The 25,201-nt window shown below is 60.1% G+C and carries 21 protein-coding genes; 12 read left to right on the top strand and 9 right to left on the bottom strand.

Features of this window, described 5'->3' with window-relative positions; all coding sequences use genetic code 11:
* Positions 1–14 precede the first annotated feature (14 nt).
* Positions 15–1,079 carry an AI-2E family transporter gene (locus JAO82_RS03705; protein ID WP_198685002.1) on the top strand — a complete coding sequence of 355 codons (1,065 nt, stop codon included), beginning with the start codon at positions 15–17 and terminating at the stop codon, positions 1,077–1,079.
* Between the two features lie 6 nt (positions 1,080–1,085).
* On the opposite strand, the gene uvrA is transcribed toward JAO82_RS03705, so the two are convergent.
* Positions 1,086–3,944, bottom strand: a complete 2,859-nt coding sequence (gene uvrA / locus JAO82_RS03700; RefSeq protein ID WP_198685001.1) for an excinuclease ABC subunit UvrA — start codon at positions 3,942–3,944, stop codon at positions 1,086–1,088.
* 139 nt (positions 3,945–4,083) lie between these two features.
* Between uvrA and JAO82_RS03695 the strand changes: the two genes are divergently transcribed.
* Positions 4,084–4,434, top strand: coding sequence for a DUF488 domain-containing protein (locus tag JAO82_RS03695; protein WP_198685000.1), 351 nt, complete (start codon positions 4,084–4,086; stop codon positions 4,432–4,434).
* A gap of 5 nt (positions 4,435–4,439) precedes the next feature.
* Here JAO82_RS03695 and lpdA read toward each other — a convergent pair whose 3' ends face one another.
* The 5 genes from lpdA to JAO82_RS14415 all read right to left on the bottom strand — a co-directional run bounded on the left by lpdA (position 4,440) and on the right by JAO82_RS14415 (position 12,536).
* Positions 4,440–5,834: a dihydrolipoyl dehydrogenase gene (gene lpdA, locus JAO82_RS03690; RefSeq protein WP_198684999.1), complete on the bottom strand. Its 1,395-nt coding sequence runs from the start codon at positions 5,832–5,834 to the stop codon at positions 4,440–4,442.
* A 90-nt stretch (positions 5,835–5,924) separates the two neighbouring features.
* Entirely contained in the window at positions 5,925–6,503 is a 579-nt protein-coding gene (locus JAO82_RS03685) for a DUF924 family protein (protein WP_198684998.1), read from the bottom strand.
* Between the two features lie 102 nt (positions 6,504–6,605).
* The gene (locus JAO82_RS03680; protein WP_198684997.1) at positions 6,606–7,877 is read right to left on the bottom strand and encodes an MFS transporter; all 1,272 of its coding nucleotides are present in this window, start codon (positions 7,875–7,877) and stop codon (positions 6,606–6,608) included.
* 104 nt (positions 7,878–7,981) lie between these two features.
* Positions 7,982–9,046, bottom strand: a complete 1,065-nt coding sequence (gene queA, locus JAO82_RS03675; protein WP_198684996.1) for a tRNA preQ1(34) S-adenosylmethionine ribosyltransferase-isomerase QueA — start codon at positions 9,044–9,046, stop codon at positions 7,982–7,984.
* A gap of 100 nt (positions 9,047–9,146) precedes the next feature.
* Positions 9,147–12,536 carry a YhdP family protein gene (locus JAO82_RS14415; RefSeq protein ID WP_198684995.1) on the bottom strand — a complete coding sequence of 1,130 codons (3,390 nt, stop codon included), beginning with the start codon at positions 12,534–12,536 and terminating at the stop codon, positions 9,147–9,149.
* Between the two features lie 29 nt (positions 12,537–12,565).
* Here JAO82_RS14415 and JAO82_RS03665 point away from each other — a divergent pair, with 29 nt between their 5' ends.
* The 8 genes from JAO82_RS03665 (at position 12,566) to JAO82_RS03630 (ending at position 20,283) form a co-directional block, all read left to right on the top strand.
* Positions 12,566–13,033: a peroxiredoxin gene (locus tag JAO82_RS03665; RefSeq protein ID WP_198684994.1), complete on the top strand. Its 468-nt coding sequence runs from the start codon at positions 12,566–12,568 to the stop codon at positions 13,031–13,033.
* A gap of 99 nt (positions 13,034–13,132) precedes the next feature.
* Positions 13,133–14,167, top strand: a complete 1,035-nt coding sequence (locus JAO82_RS03660) for a glycosyltransferase family 2 protein (RefSeq protein WP_198684993.1) — start codon at positions 13,133–13,135, stop codon at positions 14,165–14,167.
* 61 nt (positions 14,168–14,228) lie between these two features.
* Entirely contained in the window at positions 14,229–15,269 is a 1,041-nt protein-coding gene (gene pyrC / locus JAO82_RS03655; protein WP_198684992.1) for a dihydroorotase, read from the top strand.
* A 26-nt stretch (positions 15,270–15,295) separates the two neighbouring features.
* Positions 15,296–15,976 (top strand): orotate phosphoribosyltransferase, encoded by a 681-nt coding sequence (locus tag JAO82_RS03650; protein WP_198684991.1) that lies wholly within the window; start codon positions 15,296–15,298, stop codon positions 15,974–15,976.
* Between the two features lie 204 nt (positions 15,977–16,180).
* A complete protein-coding gene (locus JAO82_RS03645; RefSeq protein WP_198684990.1) occupies positions 16,181–17,674 on the top strand; it encodes a replicative DNA helicase in 1,494 nt (497 codons plus the stop codon).
* A gap of 52 nt (positions 17,675–17,726) precedes the next feature.
* On the top strand, positions 17,727–18,761 hold the full coding sequence (gene alr, locus JAO82_RS03640) for an alanine racemase (protein ID WP_198684989.1): 1,035 nt from the start codon (positions 17,727–17,729) through the stop codon (positions 18,759–18,761).
* The gene (locus JAO82_RS03635) at positions 18,758–19,540 is read left to right on the top strand and encodes an MlaE family ABC transporter permease (protein ID WP_198684988.1); all 783 of its coding nucleotides are present in this window, start codon (positions 18,758–18,760) and stop codon (positions 19,538–19,540) included. Before alr ends, JAO82_RS03635 begins: the two co-directional genes overlap by 4 nt.
* Positions 19,537–20,283, top strand: a complete 747-nt coding sequence (locus tag JAO82_RS03630) for an ABC transporter ATP-binding protein (protein WP_198684987.1) — start codon at positions 19,537–19,539, stop codon at positions 20,281–20,283. The genes JAO82_RS03635 and JAO82_RS03630 overlap by 4 nt, the downstream gene beginning before the upstream one ends.
* Before the next feature lie 61 nt (positions 20,284–20,344).
* Here the strand turns inward: JAO82_RS03630 and JAO82_RS03625 are convergent, their stop codons facing one another.
* Together JAO82_RS03625 and gabT are read right to left on the bottom strand one after the other, a co-directional pair.
* The gene (locus tag JAO82_RS03625; protein WP_198684986.1) at positions 20,345–21,175 is read right to left on the bottom strand and encodes an aspartate dehydrogenase; all 831 of its coding nucleotides are present in this window, start codon (positions 21,173–21,175) and stop codon (positions 20,345–20,347) included.
* A gap of 85 nt (positions 21,176–21,260) precedes the next feature.
* Positions 21,261–22,607 (bottom strand): 4-aminobutyrate--2-oxoglutarate transaminase, encoded by a 1,347-nt coding sequence (gene gabT, locus JAO82_RS03620; RefSeq protein WP_232897234.1) that lies wholly within the window; start codon positions 22,605–22,607, stop codon positions 21,261–21,263.
* 454 nt (positions 22,608–23,061) lie between these two features.
* Between gabT and JAO82_RS03615 the strand changes: the two genes are divergently transcribed.
* Together JAO82_RS03615 and JAO82_RS03610 are read left to right on the top strand one after the other, a co-directional pair.
* A complete protein-coding gene (locus tag JAO82_RS03615; RefSeq protein ID WP_198684984.1) occupies positions 23,062–23,622 on the top strand; it encodes a DUF4202 domain-containing protein in 561 nt (186 codons plus the stop codon).
* A gap of 171 nt (positions 23,623–23,793) precedes the next feature.
* On the top strand, positions 23,794–24,549 hold the full coding sequence (locus JAO82_RS03610; RefSeq protein ID WP_198684983.1) for a CbiX/SirB N-terminal domain-containing protein: 756 nt from the start codon (positions 23,794–23,796) through the stop codon (positions 24,547–24,549).
* Between the two features lie 48 nt (positions 24,550–24,597).
* On the opposite strand, the gene JAO82_RS03605 is transcribed toward JAO82_RS03610, so the two are convergent.
* Positions 24,598–25,038, bottom strand: a complete 441-nt coding sequence (locus tag JAO82_RS03605) for a c-type cytochrome (protein WP_198684982.1) — start codon at positions 25,036–25,038, stop codon at positions 24,598–24,600.
* Positions 25,039–25,201 lie beyond the last annotated feature (163 nt).

The following is a 25,201-nucleotide window of genomic DNA, read 5'->3' as shown; positions in this document are numbered from 1 at the left end:
TGTACGCACCCATTATGGGTATTTTTATCATTTTGCTGGTGCAAATCCTGCTTTGGGGGGCGAATTTTCTGATCCCCCTCACCGCCGCGATTCTGGCCTATCTGGTGTTCAATCGCCCCCGCCGCTGGCTACGCCGTCTGGGCCTGCCGGATCTTGTCATCGCCGGGTTATTCACCTCGTTCCTGTTCGTGCTTTTTGTCGTCGCCGTGATCTGGTTTGCCGAGCCGGTCACCAATTTCGTCCAGAACCTGCCCCGCCTGATGCGCGAGGTCCAGTTCAAGTTATCCGGGCCGGGTGGTCCGCTTTCGGCGGTCAGCGAGGCAGCCAAAGCCGTTGATGACGCTGTTGAAGGCAGCGGCGACAAGACCGCGATGGAGGTCGAGGTGGTCGAAGGGTCGTCGGCGACGCTGACTATCATGTCACTGGCCCCGCAACTGGTCAGCCAGATCGTATTTGCAATTTTCATGACGTTTTTCCTGATCGCATCAGGAGATTTCTTCATCCAGCGGCTCGTCGAAAGCATGGAAACGCTCAGCGACAAACGCCGCGCCGTGCAGGTGGTTCACCATATCGAGGATCGCCTTGGCCGCTATCTGGGCAGCATCGCGGTGATCAACGCCGGACTCGGCGTTTTTATTGGCGCGGCAATGGTGGCATGGGGCATGCCGAACGCGATTGCCATCGGGCTGATGGGATTCGTGCTGAACTTCATTCCGTTTCTCGGCGCAGTGCTGGGCGCAACCATTGCCGGTTTTGTCGCCTTCGTGACCTTCGGCGAGTTTTGGAGCGCTGTCGGCGTCTTCGCAACCTATATGGCCCTGACCTCGATTGAGGGGCAACTGCTGACCCCGATGCTGGTGTCACGGCGAATGCGGCTGAACACGCCGATCCTGTTTCTCGTCGTCGCCTTTTTCGCCTATATCTGGTCGGTCGTTGGCATGGTGGTGGCGGTGCCGATCCTGATCATGGCCAAGACCATTTGCGATGAAATTAAGGGCTTGAACCGGATCGGGCATTTTCTGGGCGACGCCGACGACAGCATTGCTCGGAAAAAGCGGGTGCGGTCCGACTCCGACTGAGCCGCTTTATTCCGCAGCGACTGTCCGCGCCGCCAGCATCGCTTTCAGATAGCGACCGGTATAGCTTTCCGATATCTCGGCCACCTGCTCCGGCGTGCCCGTGGCGACGATCTGCCCGCCACCATCACCGCCTTCGGGACCAATATCAATGATATGGTCGGCGGTCTTGACGACATCAAGATTATGCTCAATCACCACCACCGAATTGCCCTGCTCCACCAGTTCATGCAGTACTTCCAGAAGCTTCTTCACATCCTCGAAATGCAGCCCCGTGGTCGGTTCATCAAGGATATAAAGTGTGCGACCGGTGGACCGTTTGCTCAACTCTTTCGACAGCTTCACCCGCTGCGCCTCGCCCCCCGAAAGGGTCGTCGCCTGCTGGCCGACCTTGATATAGCCAAGTCCGACACGGGCCAGCGCATCCATCTTGTCGCGGATCGACGGCACCGCCTTGAAAAACTCTTGCGCTTCCTCGACCGTCATGTCGAGAACATCCGCGATGCTTTTTCCTTTGAACCGGATTTCCAGCGTTTCACGATTGTAACGGGCGCCTTTACAGGTCTCGCATTCCACATAGACGTCGGGAAGGAAGTGCATTTCGATCTTGATGAGGCCGTCGCCTTTGCACGCCTCACAGCGCCCGCCCTTGACGTTAAAGCTGAACCGCCCCGGCTTGTACCCACGTGCCTTGGCCTCGGGCAGCCCGGCGAACCAGTCGCGGATCGGGGTGAACGCACCGGTATAGGTCGCCGGATTGGAGCGCGGCGTGCGGCCGATGGGACGTTGGTCGATGTCGATCACCTTGTCGAGATGTTCCAACCCCTTGATCGTCTCGCAGGGTGCCGGTGTCTGACGCGCCCCGTTCAGGCGCATCGAGGCCGTCTTGAACAGGGTTTCAATGGTCAGGGTCGATTTACCGCCGCCGGAAACCCCGGTCACGCAGACAAATTTGCCCAGCGGAAATTCGGCGGTCATATTCTTGAGGTTGTTGCCGCTGGCCTTGACCACCTTCAGAGACTTTTTCTTGCCCTTTCGGCGGGTTGCCGGAATCGGGATCTCGCGTGTTCCGGCAAGGTATTGGCCAGTGATACTGTTCGGGTCGGCAGCGATTTCTTGCGGCGTGCCATGTGCCACCACCTGCCCGCCATGCACACCGGCTCCGGGGCCGATATCAAACACGTGATCGGCAGCGCGGATTGCCTCCTCGTCATGTTCGACGACAATCACCGTATTGCCTTGATCGCGCAGGTTCTTGAGCGTCTGCAACAGCCGATCATTGTCGCGCTGATGCAGCCCGATGCTGGGCTCGTCCAAGACATAAAGCACGCCAGTCAAACCCGATCCGATCTGGCTGGCCAAACGAATGCGCTGGCTTTCGCCACCACTTAATGTACCACTTGAACGAGATAGCGTAAGGTACTCTAAACCCACATTATTCAGAAATCCGATACGTTCGCGAATCTCTTTCAGGATGGCCCGTGCGATCTCGTTCTTCTGAACGCTCAACTGCTCGGGCACGGTGTGGCACCAATCATAGGCCTCCTTGATCGACATCTGCACGATCTGCCCGATATGGAGCCCGCCGATCTTGACCGCCAGCGCTTCGGGGCGCAGACGATAGCCCTCGCAAGTCTGGCAAGGGCGGCTGTTTTGATAGCGCTCGAACTCCTCGCGCACCCAGGCGCTGTCGGTCTCGCGATAGCGGCGTTCCATGTTGGGAATGACGCCCTCAAACTCCCGCGTCACCTGATAAACCCGCCCGCCTTCATCATAGCGGAACTGGATTTCCTCGTCGCCCGAGCCGTAGAGGAATACTTGCTGCACATAGGCTGGCAGATCTTTCCAGGGGGTCTTGCGGTCGAATTCGTAATGCCGCGCGATCGACTCGATGGTCTGCAGGAAGTACGGCGACTTGCCCTTGCGCCACGGCGCGATGGCCCCGTCATAGATCTTCAGCGCGGCATCGGGCACGACAAGGCGCTCGTCGAAAAACAGCTCGACCCCCAGCCCGTCGCAATCCGGGCAGGCCCCAAGCGGTGCGTTGAAGGAAAACAGCCGCGGCTCGATCTCGGGGATAGTGAAACCGCTGACCGGACAGGCGAAATTCTCGGAAAACGTGATCCGCTCACCCTCGCCCTCGCGCGGGGCCGTTTCAAGGATGGCAATGCCGTCCGCCAGATCCAACGCGGTGCGGAAACTATCAGCCAGCCGGGTTTCCAGCCCCTCGCGGACCACGATGCGGTCCACCACCACGTCGATCTCGTGGCGGTAATTCTTGTCAAGCGTGGGCGGTTCGTCCAATTCGTAGAACTCACCGTCCACCTTCACCCGCTGAAAGCCCTGCTTGCGCAGGTCCAGTATCTCCTTGCGGTATTCGCCTTTGCGGTCGCGCACGATCGGGGCCAGCAGATAGCCGCGCGTGCCCTCTTCCATCGCCATCACCGCATCGACCATGTCCTGCACTTGCTGCGCCTCGATCGGCAGGCCGGTGGCTGGCGAATAAGGCGTACCGGCGCGGGCAAAAAGTAACCGCATATAGTCGTAGATTTCCGTCACCGTGCCGACGGTCGAGCGGGGGTTCTTGCTGGTCGTCTTCTGTTCGATAGAAATTGCCGGGGACAGGCCACTGATATGGTCCACATCCGGCTTTTCCATCATGTCGAGGAATTGGCGCGCATAGGCCGAGAGGGATTCAACATAACGCCGCTGCCCTTCGGCATAGATCGTGTCAAAGGCGAGCGATGATTTGCCCGAGCCCGACAGGCCAGTGATGACCACCAGTTCATCGCGCGGAATGTCCACGTCGATGTTCTTCAGATTATGCTCGCGCGCGCCGCGCACTTCGATATTTTTCAGCTCGGCCATGATGCCCCCGAGAATGCAGGGTTTACAGATAATGCCTATCGCCCGAGTCTCCAACCCGAAACATGGAACGCAACCGGAACATGCGGATTGCCGCTTTGCGGCCCGGACCTAGATCATCAGCGGACAGGAGGATGCAGCGATGGATATAAGAACGCAACGCGCCTATGACCAGCCCAACCCAGACGACGGCTATCGGATACTGATCGATCGGCTGTGGCCGCGCGGTGTCGCCAAAGCAGATCTGCAACTGGACGAGTGGAACAAGGACCTCGCGCCCAGCAATGATCTGCGCAAATGGTTCGACCACGACCCCGACAAATGGGACGCGTTTCAGGATCGTTACCGCAAAGAACTGGACCAGCAGACCGATGCGGTGAACGCTCTGCTGCATCATGTGAGGAAGGGCCGCGTCACATTGGTTTTCGGGGCCAAAGACGAAAAACACAGCAACGCCGAGGTGTTGCGCGACTATCTGCGCGAAAGGGCCTGAAACGCTTACATGTGAATGACACGCCCATAAGCATCAAGCACCGATTCATGCATCATCTCGGACAGGGTCGGATGCGGGAAGACGGTGTTCATCAGGTCTTCCTCAGTGGTTTCCAGCGTGCGCCCGACGATATAGCCTTGGATCAGTTCCGTTACTTCGGCCCCGACCATATGCGCGCCCAGCAATTCGCCGGTTTTGGCGTCGAACACGGTCTTGACCATGCCTTCGGTCTCGCCCAGCGCGATGGCCTTGCCGTTGCCGATGAACGGGAAGCGGCCAACCTTGACGTCATAGCCCAGTTCCTTGGCCTGTGCCTCGGTATGGCCCACCGATGCCACTTGCGGCTGGCAATAGGTGCAGCCGGCGATACTTTCGGGCTTCACCGGATGCGGATTCTGCCCTGCAATCAGCTCGGCGACCATAACGCCCTCGTGGCTGGCCTTATGCGCCAGCCACGGTGCCCCGGCGACATCGCCGATGGCATAAATACCATCGACCCCGGTGCGGCAATATTCGTCGGTCAGCACATGAGTGCGATCGATCTTGACGCCCAGTTCTTCCAGCCCCAGCCCCTCGACGTTGCCGACGATGCCGACGGCGGAAATCACCGTATCAAAATCCTGTTGCTGGGTCTTGCCACCGCTTTCGATATGGGCCTTGACCCGGCCCTTGGCGCGGTCGAGCTTCTTGACGCTGGCCTTTTCCATGATCGTCATGCCTTGCTTGACGAACTGTTTCTTGGCGAAGGCGGAAATCTCGGCATCTTCAACCGGCAGGATGCGGTCCATCACTTCGACCACGGTGGTGTCAGCCCCCAATGTGTTGTAGAAACTGGCGAATTCGATCCCGATCGCGCCTGAGCCGATCACCAAAAGTTTTTTCGGCATCCGCTTGGGTTGCAGCGCGTGGCGGTAGGTCCAGACCAGATCGCCGTCGGCCTCGAGGCCGGGCAATTCACGCGCGCGCGCTCCGGTGGCCAAGACGATACTCTTCGCCTCCAGATCCTCGTTGCCCTTCTCGGTCTTGACCCTGACCTTCCCCTTGGCGGGAATGGTCGCTTCGCCCATGAAAACCGTGATCTTGTTCTTTTTCATCAGATGGCCGATGCCGCCCGACAATTGCCCCGCGACCTTGCGCGAGCGTTTGACGACGCTGTCCAGATCATAACCTGGCTTGTCGGCTTTCAGGCCGAATTCGCCTGCCCGTTCGATCAGGTGGAATACTTCGGCACTGCGCAACATTGCCTTGGTCGGGATGCAGCCCCAATTCAGACAAATCCCGCCCAGATTCTCCCGCTCGATTATGGCGACGCTCATCCCCAATTGCGCGGCACGGATTGCCGCGACATAGCCGCCTGGACCGGCCCCGATCACGATCAGGTCGTAGGATTTGCTTGCCATGTTGTTATGTCCCTAGAGTAATGTTCAACGAAACTCGTTCACCATTAAACCAGTTTAGCGCCTGCAGCAACGCCGTGAGACCAAGCCGGGTCAGGCGATCTGTTTTAACTTTTTCACTGTCGTCCCATAGCCTCCGGCGCGGAGGTATTCCGCCTCTTCTCGTGTGGTGGCGCGGCCCAGCGCTTCGTTGCGATAAGGGAAGCGGCCAAACTCGCGGATGACCTCGCGATGGGCGCGGGCGTGCAACATATTGCTGGATCCGGTCTTGGGCATCCGGTCGAAGATAAGCCGCACGCAGCGGTCCTGATCGCTGAGGTTCTCGGAGTGCATCAGCGGCATATAAAAGAACTGGCGTTCGGGTTCTCCGATCTGCCGATCCCACCCCTTGGCGATGGCAAGTTTGGCCGCAGCCAAGGCCAGACGGTCGGTGGCAAAGGCTTGGCCCGATCCGCGAAACATATTGCGCGGAAACTGGTCGGTCACGATGATGAAAGCCAGCTTCCCGCGAGCATCAATCATCCAGTCGCCTCTCAGCTCGTTATGCGCTTCCCACCAAAGGGTTTCGAACCGGTCGCGAACCTCACGATCGAATGCTGCGTTCTGCTCGTACCAGCGACTTTCGCCGGCCTCCTCCAGCCAGAACCTCAAAACGTCTTCGGGACCAACCATGGGTCATGCTCCGCTGCTCACCGCCCGCCGTCTTTTAACTGTGGGACGGAATGCTCAGCAGATACAATCACAAATTACAACATCGGTGAAATAACGAACTCCTCAGGCGGGTGCCTCCAGCTCCTCGTCCTCTAGCTCGGCTTCGATGGCGACCTCCTGCGCAAGCTCCAGTGCGATCTGTGTCGCTGCCGGATAAACCTGCGCCATGTGGCCGGTTTCCGAGATGGGCACCGACGGACGTTGCGTGGCGCGCCAGGCCGCATAAAGAGCGAGGGCAAACAGCAACACCGCGATATAGAGAAAGAACCCCGACGGCCCGATGACACCATCGCCCATCAGCCAGCCGGTGATCAGCGGCCCGGCGATCGCACCCAACCCATTGACGAAAATTAGTCCACCGGAAGCGGCGGCCATGTCTTCATGTTCCAGATAGTCATTCGTATAGGCGATCAACAGCGAATAGAGTGGATTGCTTAGTCCGCCGATCAGAAAGGCTGAAAGCAGCAGCATCCCGTAATGCCCGCCCAACATCATCCCGATCAGCGACCCCACACCGCCGATCCCGGCCACTACCATGATCAGCGCGCGACGATCCATCCGGTCGGATAGCCAGCCCAGCGGATACTGAATCACCGTAGCGCCGATATAGAAGGTGGCGACAAAAATCGAAATCTGCACCAGAGTGAGACCGACCTTGGCACCATAGACCGCGCTCATGCCAAACAAAGCCGCGAACACACCCCCCAGCAAGAACATGCCGACGATTCCCAAGGGCGACGTTCGGTAAAGCCTTTTCAGGGTCATCGGTTTGGTCGTCTCAAAGGCGGGCGTCGGGCTGATCGATAATAGGATCGGCCCGAAGGACACCGAAATCAAAACCGACGCAATGACAAAGGTTTCGTAACCAGAGGGATCACCAATCAACAGCACTCCCTGCGCGCTGACGATGCCGACCATCTGCACCATCATGTAGAGAGACAGCGCCTGGCCGCGGTTCTGGTTATCGGCGGCGTTATTCAACCAGCTTTCCGCGGTCACATAAACGCCCGAAAAACAGAACCCGATGATCACCCGGCCCAGCGACCAAGCGATAGGATCGGTAAAAGCCGGGTACAGGATCATCACCGCCGAAATGAATGAGGCCAGCGCTGCGAATACACGCACATGGCCGACGCGGCGGATCATCTCGGGTGCCAGCCGCGACCCACCGAGAAAACCCACAAAATAAGCCGACATCACGAACGACATTTCCAGCGTCGTAAAGCCTTCGATTTCGCCGCGCACCCCCAACAAGGTGCCTTGCAGGCCGTTGCCGACCATCAAAAGCCCCATTCCCAGAAGCAGCGCCCAAGCGCTCGACAGAACTTGCAGCATTGGTTTGCCCCCCTTTGATGTCAGCGTGATCATAAATCCGACTTAGGCGTCCGCCCGTGGCCGGGTCGCCCACGCCCGCGACAGAACCCGGTCTTTTCACGACCTTAACGTGTTTTACCCGCTGGCGGGATCAAAAGCGAGGCGTCACCGTAGGAAAAAAACCGATAGTCCCCTTTGATCGCATGATCGTAAATTGCAGCGATCCGCTCGCGCCCCATCAGTGCCGACACCAGCATCATCAGGGTTGATCGGGGCAAGTGGAAATTGGTCATCAGCGCATCGGTCACGGCAAATTCAAAACCGGGATAAATGAAGATGTCGGTTTCACCCTCCCACGCGGCGATCTCGCCGCCGCGCGCGGCCGTTTCAATCAGACGCAGCGCCGTCGTGCCGACCGGTATCACCCGGCCCCCGGCCTTGCGCGTGGCGGCGATTTCGGCCGCCGTCTGCGCGCTGACCCGGCCCCATTCGCCATGCATGCGATGGCGCGTCACATCCTCGACCTTGACCGGCAGGAAGGTGCCCGCGCCCACATGCAGCGTTACGTGGGAAAACTCGACCCCGCGCGCGCGCACCGCCTCCAACAGCGGTGCGTCAAAATGCAACGAGGCCGTGGGCGCCGCGACCGCGCCGGGATGGCGGGCGAACACGGTCTGGTAATCGGTCTTGTCACGCGCATCGGCCGGGCGACGGGCAGCGATATAGGGCGGCAACGGCATCGCGCCCGCCTGCGCCAATGCCGCGTCAAAATCAGCCCCCGCAAGGTTGAACGCCAGCACGCCCTGCCCTTCGTTAACATCCATTAGCGTCGCAGACAGCCCGGCGCTGAATGCGATGACCTCACCGACCCGCAGCTTTCTCAGCGGCTTGACCAGTGCGGCCCATTGGCCATCCGCACGCGGCTCCAGCAGCGTAACTTCGATGCGCGCTGCGGTGTGCCCCTGCGGGCTGTCGCGCCAGCGCTGCCCGCTCAGACGCGCGGGAATTACTTGGGTGTCATTCAGGACCAGCCGGTCGCCGGGGCGCAGCCAGGCTGGCAAATCATGCACCCTTGCATTGGTGATCGTGTCACCTTCGGCCACCAGCAGTCGTGCGGATGAGCGTGGAACCACCGGACGTGTGGCAATCAGTTTATCAGGTAGGTCGAAATCGAAATCGCTCAGCTTCATGGCAGCTGCTATAGGCCCGTGACGCAGACATTCGCAACTTGATTTGCCGGATTCCGTTCACTTTACACGATCCGACGTTGTAAGAAAAACCGATCACACCCTAACGCCCGCCACCCCGACCCTTGCTGGGATCACGCCGCTCGCGGCGCTGCGATGGCAGCGGCGCGGCCTTATCAACGGGGGGCGGTGAACTGCGAAATATGTTGCGCAACATGCCCGGCATCAGCGCCGACAGCGGGTTGACCTGCACCCGCGGCGCGGCTGCACCTCCGCTGAGGGTATAATTGAACCCGAAGACACCCTCGCCCTTGCGGGTCAGAAAGCTGCCAATGCTGTTGAGCATATAGACCGGCGAAATCACCCCGCGCATATCAAACAGTTTGCGCGCGATGTCATAGGTGCCATCCATTGACAGGCCCATGGACGGTCCGACCGCGCTCGAGGAAAACAGCGTCAACCGCGATGGCGTCAAACGGAATTTCGCGTCCACCTCCGAAAAATAAATCCCCCGGCCCGACAACTCGTCCAGCAAACCAACCACGCTGATGGCGTCCAGCAAGGCCGCAATCGCCGGCGCATCGGTGACGCGTATATCCGTCATCCCTACCACCCCGTCAAACTGGCCGAAATCGCCGGTCGGCGTCAGGGTCATGTCGAACCGACCGCCCTGCACCTGTGTGAGCAGCCCGGCAGAACGGATCACCCCGCCAGCATCCTGAGATTGCAGCCGGACCGCGCTGCGCCCCGATTGCGGCGCGATCTGCCCCGCAACCCCGGTGCCGTCATTGATGCGGGCGGTGAAACTGCCCCTCATCCCCGCGGCGCTTTGAAATCGGCCCTGAAACCCGGTCAATGCAATGGTGTCATTGATCTGCACCCGATCAAGCGCCGCCTCGATTTGCCCGCCCTCCGCGCCGCTGCCACGTCCGAACCGAGCGCGCCGCAGGTCAAGCGTGCCGTTCAGGATCCGGATATCGGGCGCCATCCCGGCCCCGCGCCCGACAAGTTCGACGCTTGCCTCAAGCCAGTCAGAAACCCGCACCGAGCTAAGCAACGCACTCTGCAGCCCGGCACCCGGTCGGGTCACCACTGTACCGGTCGCGGCCAATCCGGCAGCTTGCAACTGCAGGCGCTCGACCCGCACCGTCGGCCCCAGCGTCGCTGCCACCTGAAACGTCCCCTTGGTCCCCGCCGGTTTGGACCAGCCCAATTGCGGTATCGACACCGCCAGCCCTGCCAAATCAGATTCCAGATCCAGTGTTGGCGGTTCGTCCTTGCGCAAGCTCAGCTTGAAATCGCCCTTGCCCTGCCCCGAGATACTGCCGGGGGGCAAGCCAATATTGAATGCCGCCAGCGTCTGCGGCGAAATTTCGACCTGCCCAGTGATGCGGCTTTGCCCGCCCAAGTCTTTTCCCAACTTCTGGTGCCAGGTTGCACTCACCGGCACCGGCCCGATTGTCCCGGCGCCGCCAAGGGTCAGCCCCGCCTGATCGCCTTTTATCTGCATCATTGGAAAGGCCAATGTCTGGCCGGGGACAAGAACCGAGCTTTGCGCGTCGGTGATTGTGCCATCAAATGCGAATGTGAACTCCTCAATCGGAATTTTCTTTTTCAATGGCATGTGCGCTGATCCAGTCAACTGCACCTGTCCTTCGGCAAGATCGACCGGCAGATCGGTTGATTTCAACACCTGCAAGGGCGGGCGGTTCAGCAATGACAGCGCCGCAGTCACTGACCCGGTAGCCCTGAGATCCACACTCGCCGGCGCTGCTTTGCGGATCGTGGTGTCGGGGATGATGAATGAAGTACCCGCGATATCCAGCGGCCCGCCCTGCTCCGGCGTCACCTGACCTTCGTTGGCCGTTACAACCAGCCGATGATCCATCAGCATGGCCTGTCCGGCGGCACCAACGATCGGCGGCATGGTCTTGGCGAACCGCACAGTTCCGCCGGAAAAGTCGAAATCAACGTAGATATTTGGCTTTTCACCGGGCTGGAGACGCAAAGCGATGTTGATGTCGTCCAGCCGCCCATCCGATAGATTTTCCGCCAGCCATTTACGTGGCTTATGCACCACTGTTGCAGGCCAAAGCTCGACCAGCCGTTCGGGTGTCAGTTGGTCCACCTGGCCATCCACCGCCAGTTGCCAGCCCCCCTGTTGCGCTGAAAACGCCCCCGACAGATGCACCTTTGTATGGGCATCCGCCACGTGCATCTGGCCCAGTGTCAGGTGAAACGGGGCGAGATCCAGCCGAAAATCGGCAGCGGCCCCCTTGAGTTGGATCGGTTCAGAATAAAGCCCGGCTGGATTGAGATCGAGCGCACCAAAGGTGAACTGCCCGGTTAACCCGCTCAGCCGCCCGCCCTCGATTCCATCGAGATAGGCCCGCCCCTTGGCACTGCCTTTGCCCCATTCACTGGCCACCGACAGTACGTCGAAAATCAACACTTGCTGGTCAGGCACATAGGTGAAATCGCTGCGGGCACTGGAAAACGGGATCGGGCTGGTCTGATCGGTTGGTTGCAATACACCTGCCCCAATCGCCAGCGTCGCGGACAGCGGCCCGAGCAATCCCTGCTCATCCACCGAGCCGCGCAACCCGCCCGAGATCGGCGCGCGTAGCACATCCAGCCACCCAAGCGCCACGCTCTGCGCGGCAATGTCACTGGCATGAATGTCGCGCACAGAGACGCCGAATTTGGCCGCCAGATCGCCGATGCCTGTGGAGTAATCAGCCTCGACCACACTGGCATAATCGCCGCCGCTCAATAACGCAAAGCTGCTGCTGGCGCGCAGGTCGTTGCCATCGCGCGCCAGTTCTATTTGCCCGCCATCCAACGTCCAGACCCGCCCCTGAAGCGCATCCTCATATCGCAGAGTCAGGGCCCTGATATCGAACGAGGCCAGCACCTGAAATTGCGGTTGTGCCAACGTTTCTGTCCAATGGGCCAAAAGCTGCGGCAGGCTGGCGGCGGATTTGAACGGAGCGTCCTCGCTGCCCAGCAACAATGCGAAACCGCCATCGGCGTCTCGGCGCAAAGTGGCGAAAAGCCCCGAGAGCAGCACATTGCGCGGCTCGACTCGCCCCCGCAACAATGGGCGCATTGCCAAGCTCGCTTCGGCATCGGCCAACCGCGCGATATGCCGTCCGTCCGGCGCGGCCAATGTAACGTCGCGCAGATGCAGGCGCGGCCGCCAGCCTTTGTTGACCACAAATGACAGGTCGCCGAAACCGACCTGCAAACCGCCCAATTCCTGTTCGATCCTCTTCTCGATCCGCCCGCGCAGCCAGTCGGGCGCATGCAAGGTCTGGCCGATCAGCAACAGCACAGCGATACCGGCGATAACGCTGGTCAGCCCCGTTGCAACCAGTGTCCACAGCCCCACCCGTCGCGCCCGCCGGATCGCGCGGCGCAGCCCGACAGCAGCCGGTTCTGGCGTATCTTCACCCTCTTGCTGTTGCCTGTTCGCGTCGATTGTGAAATCCACCTTGCCATCTGTCGTCAACGGAGGTCCCGATGCCCGCCATTTCTGATTCTGCTCCTGATTTTGCCCTGCCCGGTATCGGAGGCGAAACCGTGCGCCTGTCCGACTTGCGCGGCGGCGTTGTTGTCCTGTTTTTCTATCCCCGCGATGATACGCCGGGCTGCACGACAGAATCCATCGCGTTTTCCGAGGCGGGGCCAGCCTTTGCCGAAGCCGGGGCGCAGGTGCTGGGAATCTCCAAGGACAGCCTCGCCAGCCATGAGAAATTTGCTGCCAAACACGGGCTGGATGTCGTGCTTTTATCAGATGAACATGGCCAGACTTGCGAGGATTACGGCGTCTGGGTCGAAAAGAAGATGTACGGCAAGACCTTCATGGGAATTGAACGCTCGACCTATCTGATTGATGCCGACGGGCGCATCGCGCGGGTCTGGCGCAAGGTCAAGGTGGCCGGCCATGTGGACGAGGTGCTGGCAGCCGTGCATGAATTGACGGACTGACAGCGTTCGGCCAGCCGGGCCGCGCTTCGGCGCGTGCCGCCAACAGCCAGTCCAATAAAAGGCGATCAAGATGGCGCGCGAACAGCAGCGAGCAAAGCAATGAAATTTCTCGCGGTTCTCACCCTTCGCAACGAAGGCGCGTTCCTGCTTGAATGGCTGGCCCATCACCGCGCCGTTGGCTTTACCGATTTTCTGGTATTTTCCAACAACTGTCAGGATGGGACCGACACGATGCTGGATCGGCTCGCCGAGCTGGGCTGGCTGACCCATGTTCGCAATGATGGCCCCTATGACAAGGCCGGTATCCAGTTCACCGCGCTTAAACATGCCGACAGAATGGATATGGTGCATAACGCCGACTGGCTGCTGTCGTTTGATATTGATGAGTTCGTCAATATTCACACCGGCAATGGTACCTTGCCCGCGCTGCTCGCGGTCTTGCCCGACGCGACGGCGATCACGCTGACATGGCGGCTGTTTGGCAATGACAACATGGTCCGCTACGAGGACCGTCCGGTTCTGGAAACTTTTACCGGCTGCGCGCCTGCGGTGATCCATTGGCCGTGGCGGGCAACGATGTTCAAGACCCTTTACCGCAACGACGGCACCTATGGCAAACTGGGCGTACATCGCCCGCGCAGCCCCGACAAGACGCGACTGGATGGCGCGCGCTGGTATGATGGTGAAGGGCGCGCACTCGACGATCGGTTCAAGACCCGCCGCCTGTTTTCCGATTACGGGTGCTCGAACCATGCGCTGGTGCAGTTAAACCACTATCCGCTTGGGGCGATGGAATCCTATCTGCTTAAAGTCGATCGCGGACGGGTCAATCGGACCGAGGCTCTGGGTGTCGATTACTGGGTCGAGCGCAATTTCAGCACCGACCGCGACACCAGCATCCAACGCATTGATCCGCTTTCGGCACCGTTGCGCGCGGAACTGCATAATGATCCGATTTTGGGCGACCTGCATCACAAAGCGGTTTCGTGGCGCAAGCAACGTTTCGCCACGCTGATGACACAGGAGCCGTTTTACGACCTGTTCACCCGCCTCTTGATGACCCCACCTTCGCGCGCCATTGATCAGTCGACCGCGCGTATGCTGATCCGCTTCGTCTTAAGCGATGCGGGCTGAAGCAAATGATAGGGTGATTGTGCCTCTGGCGATACCCGCCAAGCTATGCTAGCGCTTCCGCATGACCGATACCCTGACCATTGCCCGCCCTGATGACTGGCACCTGCATTTGCGCGATGGCGCAATGCTGCGTGCGGTACTGCCGGAAACCGCGCGCCATTTCGCCCGCGCGATCATCATGCCGAATCTGGTTCCGCCAGTGGTGACCGGCGCGCAGGCCGCGGCCTATCGTGATCGCATCCTGTCGGCCCTGCCCGCGGATGCGAATTTCACGCCGCTGATGACGCTTTACCTCACCGAAGAAACCGACGCCGATGACGTGGCCGCTGCGCATGAAAGCGGCCTGATCAGCGCAGTAAAGCTCTATCCGGCTGGGGCGACGACCAATTCGGCCAGCGGGGTTCAGGTTTTCGACCGGGTGCGCGGCGTGTTCGAACGAATGGCCGAAATCGGCCTGCCGCTCTGCGTGCACGGCGAAGTGACCGAGCCCGAGATCGATATCTTCGACCGCGAAGCAGTGTTCATCGACCGCGTTCTGGACCCAATCCGCCGCACCACGCCCGGCCTGCGTGTGGTGATGGAACATATCACCACCAGCGACGCAGTCGAATATGTGCAGGGCGTCGAATCGGGGCTGGGCGCGACGATTACGACGCACCATTTGGTCATCAACCGCAATCATATTCTGGTTGGTGGTATCCGGCCGCATTACTATTGTCTGCCGGTCGCCAAGCGCGAAATCCACCGCCAGGCGCTGGTCGCTGCGGCGACCTCGGGTGACGCGCGGTTCTTTCTGGGTACCGACAGCGCGCCACATACGGATGACAACAAGGAATCCGCCTGCGGCTGCGCCGGATGCTTCACGGCCCCCAACACGATGTCGATCCTCGCCGAGGTTTTTGAACGCGAGAACGCGCTCGAGCGGCTGGAGGGCTTTGCATCGCGCCATGGCCCCACGTTTTACGGCCTGCCGGCCAATACCGAAACGCTGACCCTGACGCGCGGCGCGCCGGTCAGCTATCCGAGCCATATCGACAGCGCTGAGGGCTCGGTCACGGTATTCGACCCCGGTTTTCCATTGCATTGGCGCGTAACCACCTGACCGCGCTGTATACGAAAGTCTGCCTGATGATCCCCACATCCTTTCCCCCCGCCGAAGAGATGGCCCGCCTGACCGCGCGGATGCTGTTGGAAATCAAGGCTGTGCATCTGAACGCGGAACAGCCCTTTACGCTGGCCAGCGGGCTGCCCAGCCCGACATATATCGACTGCCGCAAGCTGATTTCGTACCCGCGAATCCGCGCCACGCTGATGGACTTCCTGACCGTAACCGTGTTGCGCGATGCCGGCTTTGAGGCCTTCGACAATGTCGCAGGCGGCGAAACCGCTGGTATCCCCTTCGCCGCGCTTGTCGCCGAACGGATGGGCCTGCCGATGAGCTATGTGCGTAAAAAACCAAAGGGATATGGTCGAAACGCCCGTATCGAGGGCGAGATGTCCGAAGGTCAACGGGTGCTGCTGATCGAGGATCTGACCACGGATGGCGGCTCGAAGCTATCTTTCGTCGACGCGATCCGTGAAACTGGTGCGACTTGCGCGCATACGGCGGTGATCTTCTATTACGGCATCTTTCCCGACACGATCTCGCGGCTTGGTGATCATGGCGTTGCCTTGCATCATCTGTGCACCTGGTGGGACGTACTGGCCGAGGCCAAACGCTCGGGGGCGTTCGATGACAGGACACTGCAAGAGGTCGAAAGTTTTCTCAACGCGCCTCGCGCCTGGCAAGAGGCGCGCCAGAAAAGCTGACCGATCACGCCAGTTTCCGCCACACCAGCTGATTGATGCGCACAAGATATTGACGTCTGGCCGACTAGCAGGCCAATATGACGCGAGGCTCTGGCGGGCAATGATTATACACAAATTATACAATTTGCCCGACTCGCGTGCCTTAAGCTATGTGCCGGTCAGGCAGACAGATCCCGGTCACCGGGGCAGCGCATGAGGGGCAGCATGAACACGATCACCAGTATCGGCAAACCAGCTGAAGACAGCCAGACACCCGAAGCAATGCCACATTCGGTCGAGGCCGAACAGCAGTTGCTTGGCGCATTGCTGACCAATAATGACGTCTACGACCGCATCGCGAGCATCATCGGGCCGCAGCATTTCTATGATCCGGTACACGCCCGCATCTATGAAATCGCCGCCGCGCGCATTGCCAAAAACGCGCTCGCTTCGCCGGTAACGCTCAAGGCTTTTATGGAGGATGACGAAGGCCTGAAGGAACTGGGCGGGCCGTCTTATCTGGTGCGGCTGGCGGGGTCGGCAATCAGCACCTTCGCGGTGCGCGACTATGCGCAAATGATCTATGACTTGGCGATACGGCGCGAATTGATGGCGCTGGGGCGCGATATCAGCGACAAGGCCGCGCGGGTCGATGTGTCAAGCGAGCCAAGTGAACAGATCGTCGAAGCCGAGCAACAGCTTTACAAACTGAGCGAACAAGGCCAAATTGAAAGCGGATTCCAAAGCTTTCTTAAGGCAGTAACCGACGCTGTTAATGTAGCGAACGCAGCTTACCAGCGCGATGGCGGGCTGGCCGGTGTGTCCACCGGGCTGATTGACATGGATAAAAAACTGGGCGGGCTGCACCGCTCCGACCTTTTGATCCTGGCGGGCCGCCCTTCGATGGGTAAGACCTCGTTGGCCACCAATATCGCCTTTAACGTCGCCAAGGCCTATAAGCGTGGCATCCTTCCTGATGGCACCGAAGGCACCGTCGACGGTGGTGTGGTCGGGTTTTACTCGCTTGAAATGAGCGCCGAGCAACTGGCCGCGCGTATTCTTTCCGAAGCATCCGAAGTGCCCAGCGAACAGATTCGCCGGGGCGACATGACGGAGGCCGAATTCCGCCGTTTTGTCGATGCGGCCAAGGCTTTGGAGGCCTGCCCGCTTTACATCGACGATACCCCGGCCCTGCCGATCAGCCAGTTGGCGGCGCGCGCGCGGCGGCTGAAACGTACGCACGGATTGGATGTGCTGATCGTGGACTATCTGCAGCTGGTGCGCGGTACCGGGCGCAGCGAAAACCGCGTAAACGAGATTTCCGAGATCACCATGGGCCTCAAGGCCATTGCCAAGGAACTGGACATTCCCGTGGTTGCCCTGTCGCAGTTGTCGCGTCAGGTCGAAAACCGCGACGACAAGCGCCCGCAACTGTCGGACCTGCGCGAATCCGGGTCGATCGAACAGGACGCCGACGTGGTGATGTTCGTCTTCCGCGAGGAATATTATGTCGAACGTGAAAAGCCCTCAGACGACAGGCTGGACGAAATGGCCGCTTGGCAAGAACGTATGGAACGCCTGCACGGCAAGGCAGAAATCGTGATTGGCAAGCAGCGCCACGGCCCAATCGGCACCGTCGAGCTGAGCTTCGAAGGACGGTTCACCCGCTTTGGCAATCTCGTCAAGCCCTGGCAACAGAATGGCGAGCAGGAGTTCTGACGCAAGCGCCTTTCCTCTTGACCCTTGGCATCGCCATGTCATGAACGGCCCCATGAGCAAGGCAACGCTGACCATAGACCTGGATGCGCTGGTGGCCAACTGGCGGGCGCTGGACGCGCTCAGCTCCTGCGAGACCGGTGCCGTGGTCAAGGCCGATGCCTATGGGTTGGGCCTTGCTTCGGTGGCGCCTGCGTTGGCCCGCGCCGGGGTGCGGAAATTCTTTGTGGCGCTGGCGCATGAGGGCGCTTTACTGCGAGAGGTGCTTGGCCCGGGGCCGACAATCGTAGTGTTCGGCGGGCATATGGCGGGCGACACGACGCTGATCCGCGATCACGACCTGACGCCGCTGCTGAATTCGGCCGATCAGATGTTGCGCCATACAGAAGCCCTGCCGGGCCATGCTTTCGGCATCCAGCTTGACAGCGGGATGAATCGGCTGGGCATGGAACCCGGCGAATGGGCCGCAGTGCGCGACATCGCATTGGCGCAAAAACCGGTGCTGATCATGTCGCATCTGGCCTGCGCGAACACGCCCGACCATGAAATGAATGCCCGGCAATTGCGCGTCTTTCGGGAGATGACGGACGGGGTCGGCGTGAAACGCTCACTTGCGGCGACGGGCGGCACTCTGCTGGGCAATGCGTTTCATTTCGGCCTCACTCGCCCCGGCATCGGCCTTTATGGCGGGCAGCCCTTCAGCAATGCCAAGCCAGTCGTCACGCTTGATTTGCCGGTGATCCAGACCCGCGAAGTCGCACAAGGTGAGACCGTCGGATATGGCAACGCTTGGACCGCCCCTCGCGCCAGTCGCATTGCCACGGTCGCGGCAGGTTATGGCGATGGGCTGTGCGGCGCGTTGGCACCGGGGCTGTTGCTTTATGCCGGTGAAACCCCCTGCCCTGTCGTCGGCAAAGTATCGATGGATCTGATTACCGCCGATGTGACCGACCTGACCGAAGTGCCCGAGTTTTTGCGGGTGCTCAGTGTTCAACAGGGCATTGATAAGCTGGGTGCACTTGCAGGCACGACCGGTTACGAAATTCTGACCACCCTCGGCCATCGATACGAGCGGATTTATAAAACATGATTATTCTGTCACCTCTGGGCTGGCTGGGCCGGTCGACACTGTATTTCCTTGCGGCCACAGGGCGGATCACGCTGTTCGCCCTACAGGCTTTCAGTCATATTTTTCGCCCGCCCTGGTATCCGCGCGAGTTGTTTAACGCCTTGATGCAGATCGGATGGCTGTCGCTGCCGGTGGTGGGAATGACAGCGCTGTTCACCGGCGGGGCACTGGCCTTGCAGATCTACTCCGGCGGGTCGCGTTTCAACGCCGAGGCGGTGGTGCCTCAGATTGTCGCTATCGGTATGGTGCGCGAACTTGGCCCGGTGATGGCCGGGCTGATGATCGCGGCGCGCGTGACCTCGTCCATCGCCGCCGAAATCGCCACGATGAAGGTGACCGAACAGATCGACGCGCTGGTGACGCTTTCGACCGATCCGATGAAATATCTGGTCGCACCGCGGGTTCTGGCGGCGCTTCTTACGGTGCCGGTGCTGGTCGGCGTCGGCGATATTATCGGCATCGCGGGCGGCTATACGGTGGCAGTGCAAAGTCTGGGCTTCAATCCGGCGGCCTATCTGCAGAACACAGTCGATTTTCTGGAACCGCTCGACATCATATCCAGCCTTGCCAAAGGCGCGGCATTCGGCGTGATCGCCGCCATGATGGGCTGCTATTTTGGCATGGCATCGGGCCGTGGCGCGATGGGTGTGGGCCGGGCCACCAAAGATAGCGTCGAGACCGCTGCCGTGTTGATCTTGGCTGCCAATTTCGCGCTCACGGGAGTGTTCTTTTCGCTATGATCCGGATGGAGAATGTCACCAAATCGTTCGGCCAGAAACATGTCCTACGCGGGCTAGACCTTGAAATCCCGCGCGGCACGTCGATGGTCATCATCGGCGGGTCCGGCACGGGCAAATCGGTTGCGCTGAAATGTGTGCTGGGTCTGATCCAACCAGATTCGGGCAAGATTCTGGTCGATGGCAAGGACGCCCGCGGCGGCGATCGCGATGCATTTCTGGCCCGGTTCGGCATGTTGTTCCAAGGTGGCGCGCTATTTGACTCGCTACCGGTCTGGCAGAATGTCGCCTTTCGCCTGCTGCGTGGAAGGTTGAAACGGCCTCAGGCGGAGGCCCGCGAAATCGCGGTTGATAAGCTGCGCCGCGTCGGGCTGACACCCGATGTTGCGGATCTGCTGCCAGCGGAGCTGTCAGGGGGCATGCAAAAACGCGTCGGTCTGGCCCGCGCCATCGCCGCCGATCCCGAGATCATCTTTTTCGACGAGCCTACCACCGGTTTGGACCCGATCATGTCGGGCGTCATCAACGACCTGATCCGCGAAATTGTAGTTGAAATGGGCGCGACCGCCATGACCATCACGCACGACATGACCAGTGTCCGGGCGATTGCCGACAACGTGGCCATGTTGCATGACGGCGTTATCCAGTGGACCGGTCCGGTGGCGGATATGGATGCCTCCGGCGATCCATATCTGGAGCAGTTCATCCATGGCCGCGCAGAAGGGCCAATCGAAGCAGTACGGTAACGGCTTGGTCTGGCGCAGCCGCAAGGAACTTCTATCGCCAAGGTTCAAGAGCTTTAGGCGGTCACGACACAATTGGGCCGCGTCGGCGCATCACCTCACGCACAAGACTGTATACTGTCGGCAGTGACGTCTTCGGGTTGCGCGCCGTTGGCTTGCCGACGATGCGCACCTGCACCTCGGCACCGTCCGAAGCGATCTCGATCTGATGGATATTGGCCTGCACGTCCGGGTCCGCGATCATCCGCACCGTCGTCGCATCCAGCCCCGCCCCCGCCAATGCGATGGTGGCCGCAACATTGGCATTTTGGGGATAGTCCACCGCAGCACGGCGGGCGCTGCCTTCAAAAAACACGGTTTCGCCAGTCAGGCTGTCCAGATCCACAGCCGCTTCGGCGGGCGAGCCACGCCATGCATGGGGTGGTTTGCGCGAGGTGTAGGCGACGGTGTCCAAAGTGCCGTTTTGCAGTGCCGCCAGAATATCCATGCCGCCCACGGCCCCCGCTGGCAGCACCAACCGCGTTTGACCGGCTTGCGCCGCCCGGCGCAGACGATCATGCCACGCGTCGTCGGCCAAGACGCCGGTCGACGCGATGACCGTTTCGATCCCGTTCTCCAAAAGTTGCTCACCATAGGCGTGGACCGCACCATGTCCGGCACACTCGATCGCCAGATCCGGACGCGCGGCGATCACGTCTGCCAGGTTGTCGCTGGCCTGCACAGTTATGGCACAGCGCGATGCCGCCTGTGCCATATCCTCGGGCAAGGTGGTCTTGCCTGCGCGCTGCAGGACAATCAGTCGTTCCAGCGGCGCCTCAAGCACATGTGCCAATGTGTCGAGCAATTCCGCCGCGATACTGCCGGCACCGATTATACACAGATGATTCAAAGTCATACCGCCTCCTTTAACCGCAGACTGCATAGAGGATCGTCTGCGACTTATCACTGCGCAGGTCAATACGGGCGCGGGATCAGAGGCTTCAACCCGACAATTCAGCGATTGCGTCAGTCAATGCAGCTTCGAAACTGGCCAACCCCTCGTCGATGATCGCATCCGAAGCGGTCAGCGGCACCATCACGCGGATTACATTGCCATACATGCCACAGGTCAGCAGGATCAACCCGCGCTGCAACGCATGGGCGCAGATCGCACGGGTCAGCGACGCATCCGGTTCAGCACTATCCATATCGGTCACGAACTCGACCGCGACCATCGCGCCGAGGCCGCGGATGTCCCAGATATGGTCGGGGGCGACCCGCGCGGCAATATCGGAAAAACGCTCGTGAAGATATGCGCCCAGCGCCGTTGAGCGCGCCAGCAGCCCTTCCGATTCGATTGCGTCGATGGCGGCAAGGGCGGCGGCGCAGGCCACCGGATTGCCGCCATAGGTGCCCCCCAGTCCCCCCGGTTCCAGCCGATCCATAATATCGGCGCGCCCGATCACACCGGCAAGCGGATAGCCCCCCGCCATGCTTTTGGCGACAGTGACAAGATCCGGTACGACGCCGGAATGTTCAATTGCAAACCATTTGCCGGTTCGCCCGAACCCGGTCTGAATTTCATCCGCGATCAACAGGATGCCATGCGCATCGCAGAGTTGGCGCAATTCTTGCAGCATCTCGAAGGGCACCGGCAGATAGCCACCCTCGCCCAGCACCGGCTCGATGATAATCGCCGCCACATGTTCGGGCTGGGCATCGGTCAGCAGCAGGTTTTGCAGTCCAGTCAGCGCATCGGCAACGCTGATCCCGTCGCGCTTTGAGGGGAACGGCGCGCGATAGATGGCAGCGGGAAACGGGCCGACATCTTTTTTATAGGGCGAGACCTTGCCGGTCAGGCCCAGCGTCATCAGCGTGCGCCCGTGATAGGCTCCGCCAAAGGCGATGATACCCGGCCGTCCGGTCGCCGCACGCGCAATCTTGACCGCGTTTTCCACCGCTTCTGCGCCTGTGGTCACCAGCAGCGTCTTTTTTGGCTGGTCTCCTGGTGCCAGCGCATTCAAGCGTTCGGCCAACGCGACATAGGGTTCGTATTGCACGACTTGAAAGCTGGTATGGGTATAATGATCCTCTTGCGCCTTGGCGGCGGCAACGACATTCGGATGACGATGACCGGTGTTCAGCACCGCAATCCCACCCACAAAATCGATGTAACGGTTGCCCTCCACATCCCACAATTCCGCATTCTCGGCACGATCGGCGAAAACCGGAGTGGCCGAGGCAAGACCGCGTGGCACCGCCGCCGCGCGACGGGCCAGAAGGGCGGCGTTGCTGTGTCCCCCGCCATCCCTGTCGGTTTCTGTTGTGCTGGATGCGACATGTGCCATCTGGATGATTCCCTGCATGAACGCGCTGGTCCTGTCTGCCATTTCAATCCAGCCGACATGGGTTCGTCAACGTCGCTTATCCGAATGCCGCACTCCCGCTCAGGTATGACCGGCAAGAATTTCTGTCTGATCCGGCGAGAAACGCATGGGACAGCTACGATTTCGCCGTGATCGCATCAGGCATTGCCGGAGCCTCGGTCGCTGCCGTACGAATTGGCCGGGCAGTCGATCCAATGGACCTAGCGAAAATGCAAGCCCGACACCGGCAAGTTGCTGATTTCGCCCACGCGCCCGGCGCTCAGCTCATGAGCGCGCGATAGTGCCGCCTGCCATGACGACAACAACTCATGTATATACCTCTCAGGCAGCGCTATTGTCGCAGCGGGCTGCCCAAAAAACTTAAGCTGCGCGATAATTCCAAGGAGGGTCCGGCTTCGGCCAGGATCAATGTACCATGAACCGCCTTCAGATTGCCTTTGCTGCTATCGATGCCGCCAACGCCGACGATCCCGATCGATCCGAAGGCGAACCCGCCGCGCTGCTTTATGGTAAACGGATGAGCGCCGAACAGGCGCGGCTGTTTCCCGATGCAGGAGAACCATTAAAGATCGCCGCCCGTGGGCAGCATATCGAACGCTGGGTGCGGAAACGCGCCGATTACCCTGAAGGGCGCGTTGGGTATCTGACCTGGCGGCGCGATCTGGCGCAGCATCACGCCATCCGCGTGGGCGAGATCATGCGCTCCGCCGGTTACGACGATGCCGACGCCGAGGCTGCCGGTCGGATGATCCGCAAAGAAGGCATCAAGCGCAACGCCGACGTGCAGGCGCTTGAGGATGTGATCTGTTTCGTGTTCCTGAAATGGTATTTCGCGCCGTTTTCGGCCACGCAGGACCCGGACAAGCTGCAACGTATTGTAGAACGCACCGCCAGGAAGATGTCGCCAGAGGGCCGCGCGCAAGTCTTGGCTGAATTCGAGCTGCCAGAGCCACTGGCTGCGGCGTTCAAAATATGACCGAGACAAGATAAAGCTCTGGCCACCATAGGTGTAAATGTGGGATTCAGCGGTAATGGGCGCTATAATCAGAAATCGGTCTGGAATGACGAAGGCCTCGTCATCGCCGATGACGCATAACTCCGGACGTAGTCCGCTGCCGGCCGATGCGCAAACCCTCGGAAAGAAACAATGTCGGGAACAGATTATTTTTCTCTGAAGGCACCGGCTACGGATGTTATCGTGGTCAGCCATGGACAACCCTCGGACCCGGCCCCCGCCGAAGCCGAACTGGCCGAACTCACCGCAAGGGTTGCCGCCCAATTGCAAGGCTGGCGGCTACACAGTGCGACACTGGCCAGCCCCGGCGCACTGGTCAACGCCCTTGACGCTTGTAACGAGGCCCCGCTGATCTACCCACTATTCATGACCGACGGTTGGTTTACCCAGTCGGTCCTGCCCAAACGCACCGCCGGGCGCGCCGCAAGGATATTGCCGCCGCTGGGGACAGACTCCGCGCTGCCTCAGCTGGCATCTGATCTGCTTAAAGAAACTCTGGCCGCAAAAAATTGGCACGCCGGTGATACCTGCCTGATCATTGCCGCGCACGGCTCGGGCCGCAGCCCGAACTCGGCCCGCGCCACCAAGCATTTCGCCCAAGCTATCGGAAAAACCCTGAGCTTTGGCGAAATCCGCTTGGGCTTTATTGAAGAGCCGCCCTATCTGGGTGAGGTGGTGTTCGATACGGGGCCGCAAACGATCTGCTTGCCGTTCTTTGCTACCATCGGCGGCCATGTGATTGACGACATCCCAAGGGCGCTGGACCATGCCGATTACCCCGGCCCGCGCCTTGATCCTATCGGTACGGATCCGGGCGTTCCGGAGCTGATCGCCACAGCCTTGCAAGATGCGGCCTGTTCCGCAAGCCACCACCGACCATTGAAATAAAATGCCCCGCCACAACGGGCGGGGCTGGCAATCCCTCTAAGCAGGGAATTATTCGTCCGCGTTGGAAGAATCCTCTTGGTCTGCATGATCTGCGGCTACCGCATCGGGGTCCGAATACTGCTCAAGAAATGCGATCACGTCATCCCGCTCGTCTTCCTTGCGCAGGCCTGCGAAAGACATCCGGTTGCCGGGAATATAGCCTCTGGGATCTTCCAGATATTCGTGCAGGTGTTCGTCGCTCCACACGATTCCATCCTCGCCCGCCTGTTTCAGGGCATCGGAATAGTTAAAGCCCTCAACGGTGCCAGCGGTGCGACCGATTATGTCGTTCAGGACCGGGCCAACCCGGTTCTTGGCATTGTCGCCAACCTGATGACACGCCTGACATTTTCTGAAAACTCTTTCGCCTTTCTCGGCATCGCCCGCGGCAAAAGCCGATGTCGAAAGGGCCCCGATTACGGCTGCGCTTGCGAATAGCTGTCTGATCATCGTTTTCTCCTTCAGATCAAGATTGGTCAATCAGGGTGCATGTCCGGGCGGCGACGCGATATGTCTACCCCTGTCTCGGAGCCGGGCATCATATTCTGATGGACCGTGGATGCAAGAAATGTTTGTTTAATCCGTATTTCGTCATAACCAGAGATATCTGGCA

The sequence above is a fragment of the Pontibaca salina genome (assembly GCF_016307205.1).
GTDB classification, from domain to species: Bacteria; Pseudomonadota; Alphaproteobacteria; order Rhodobacterales; family Rhodobacteraceae; genus Pontibaca; species Pontibaca salina.
Note: the sequence above shows the minus strand (reverse complement) of the source record. Positions and strands in the feature narration are given on the sequence as shown.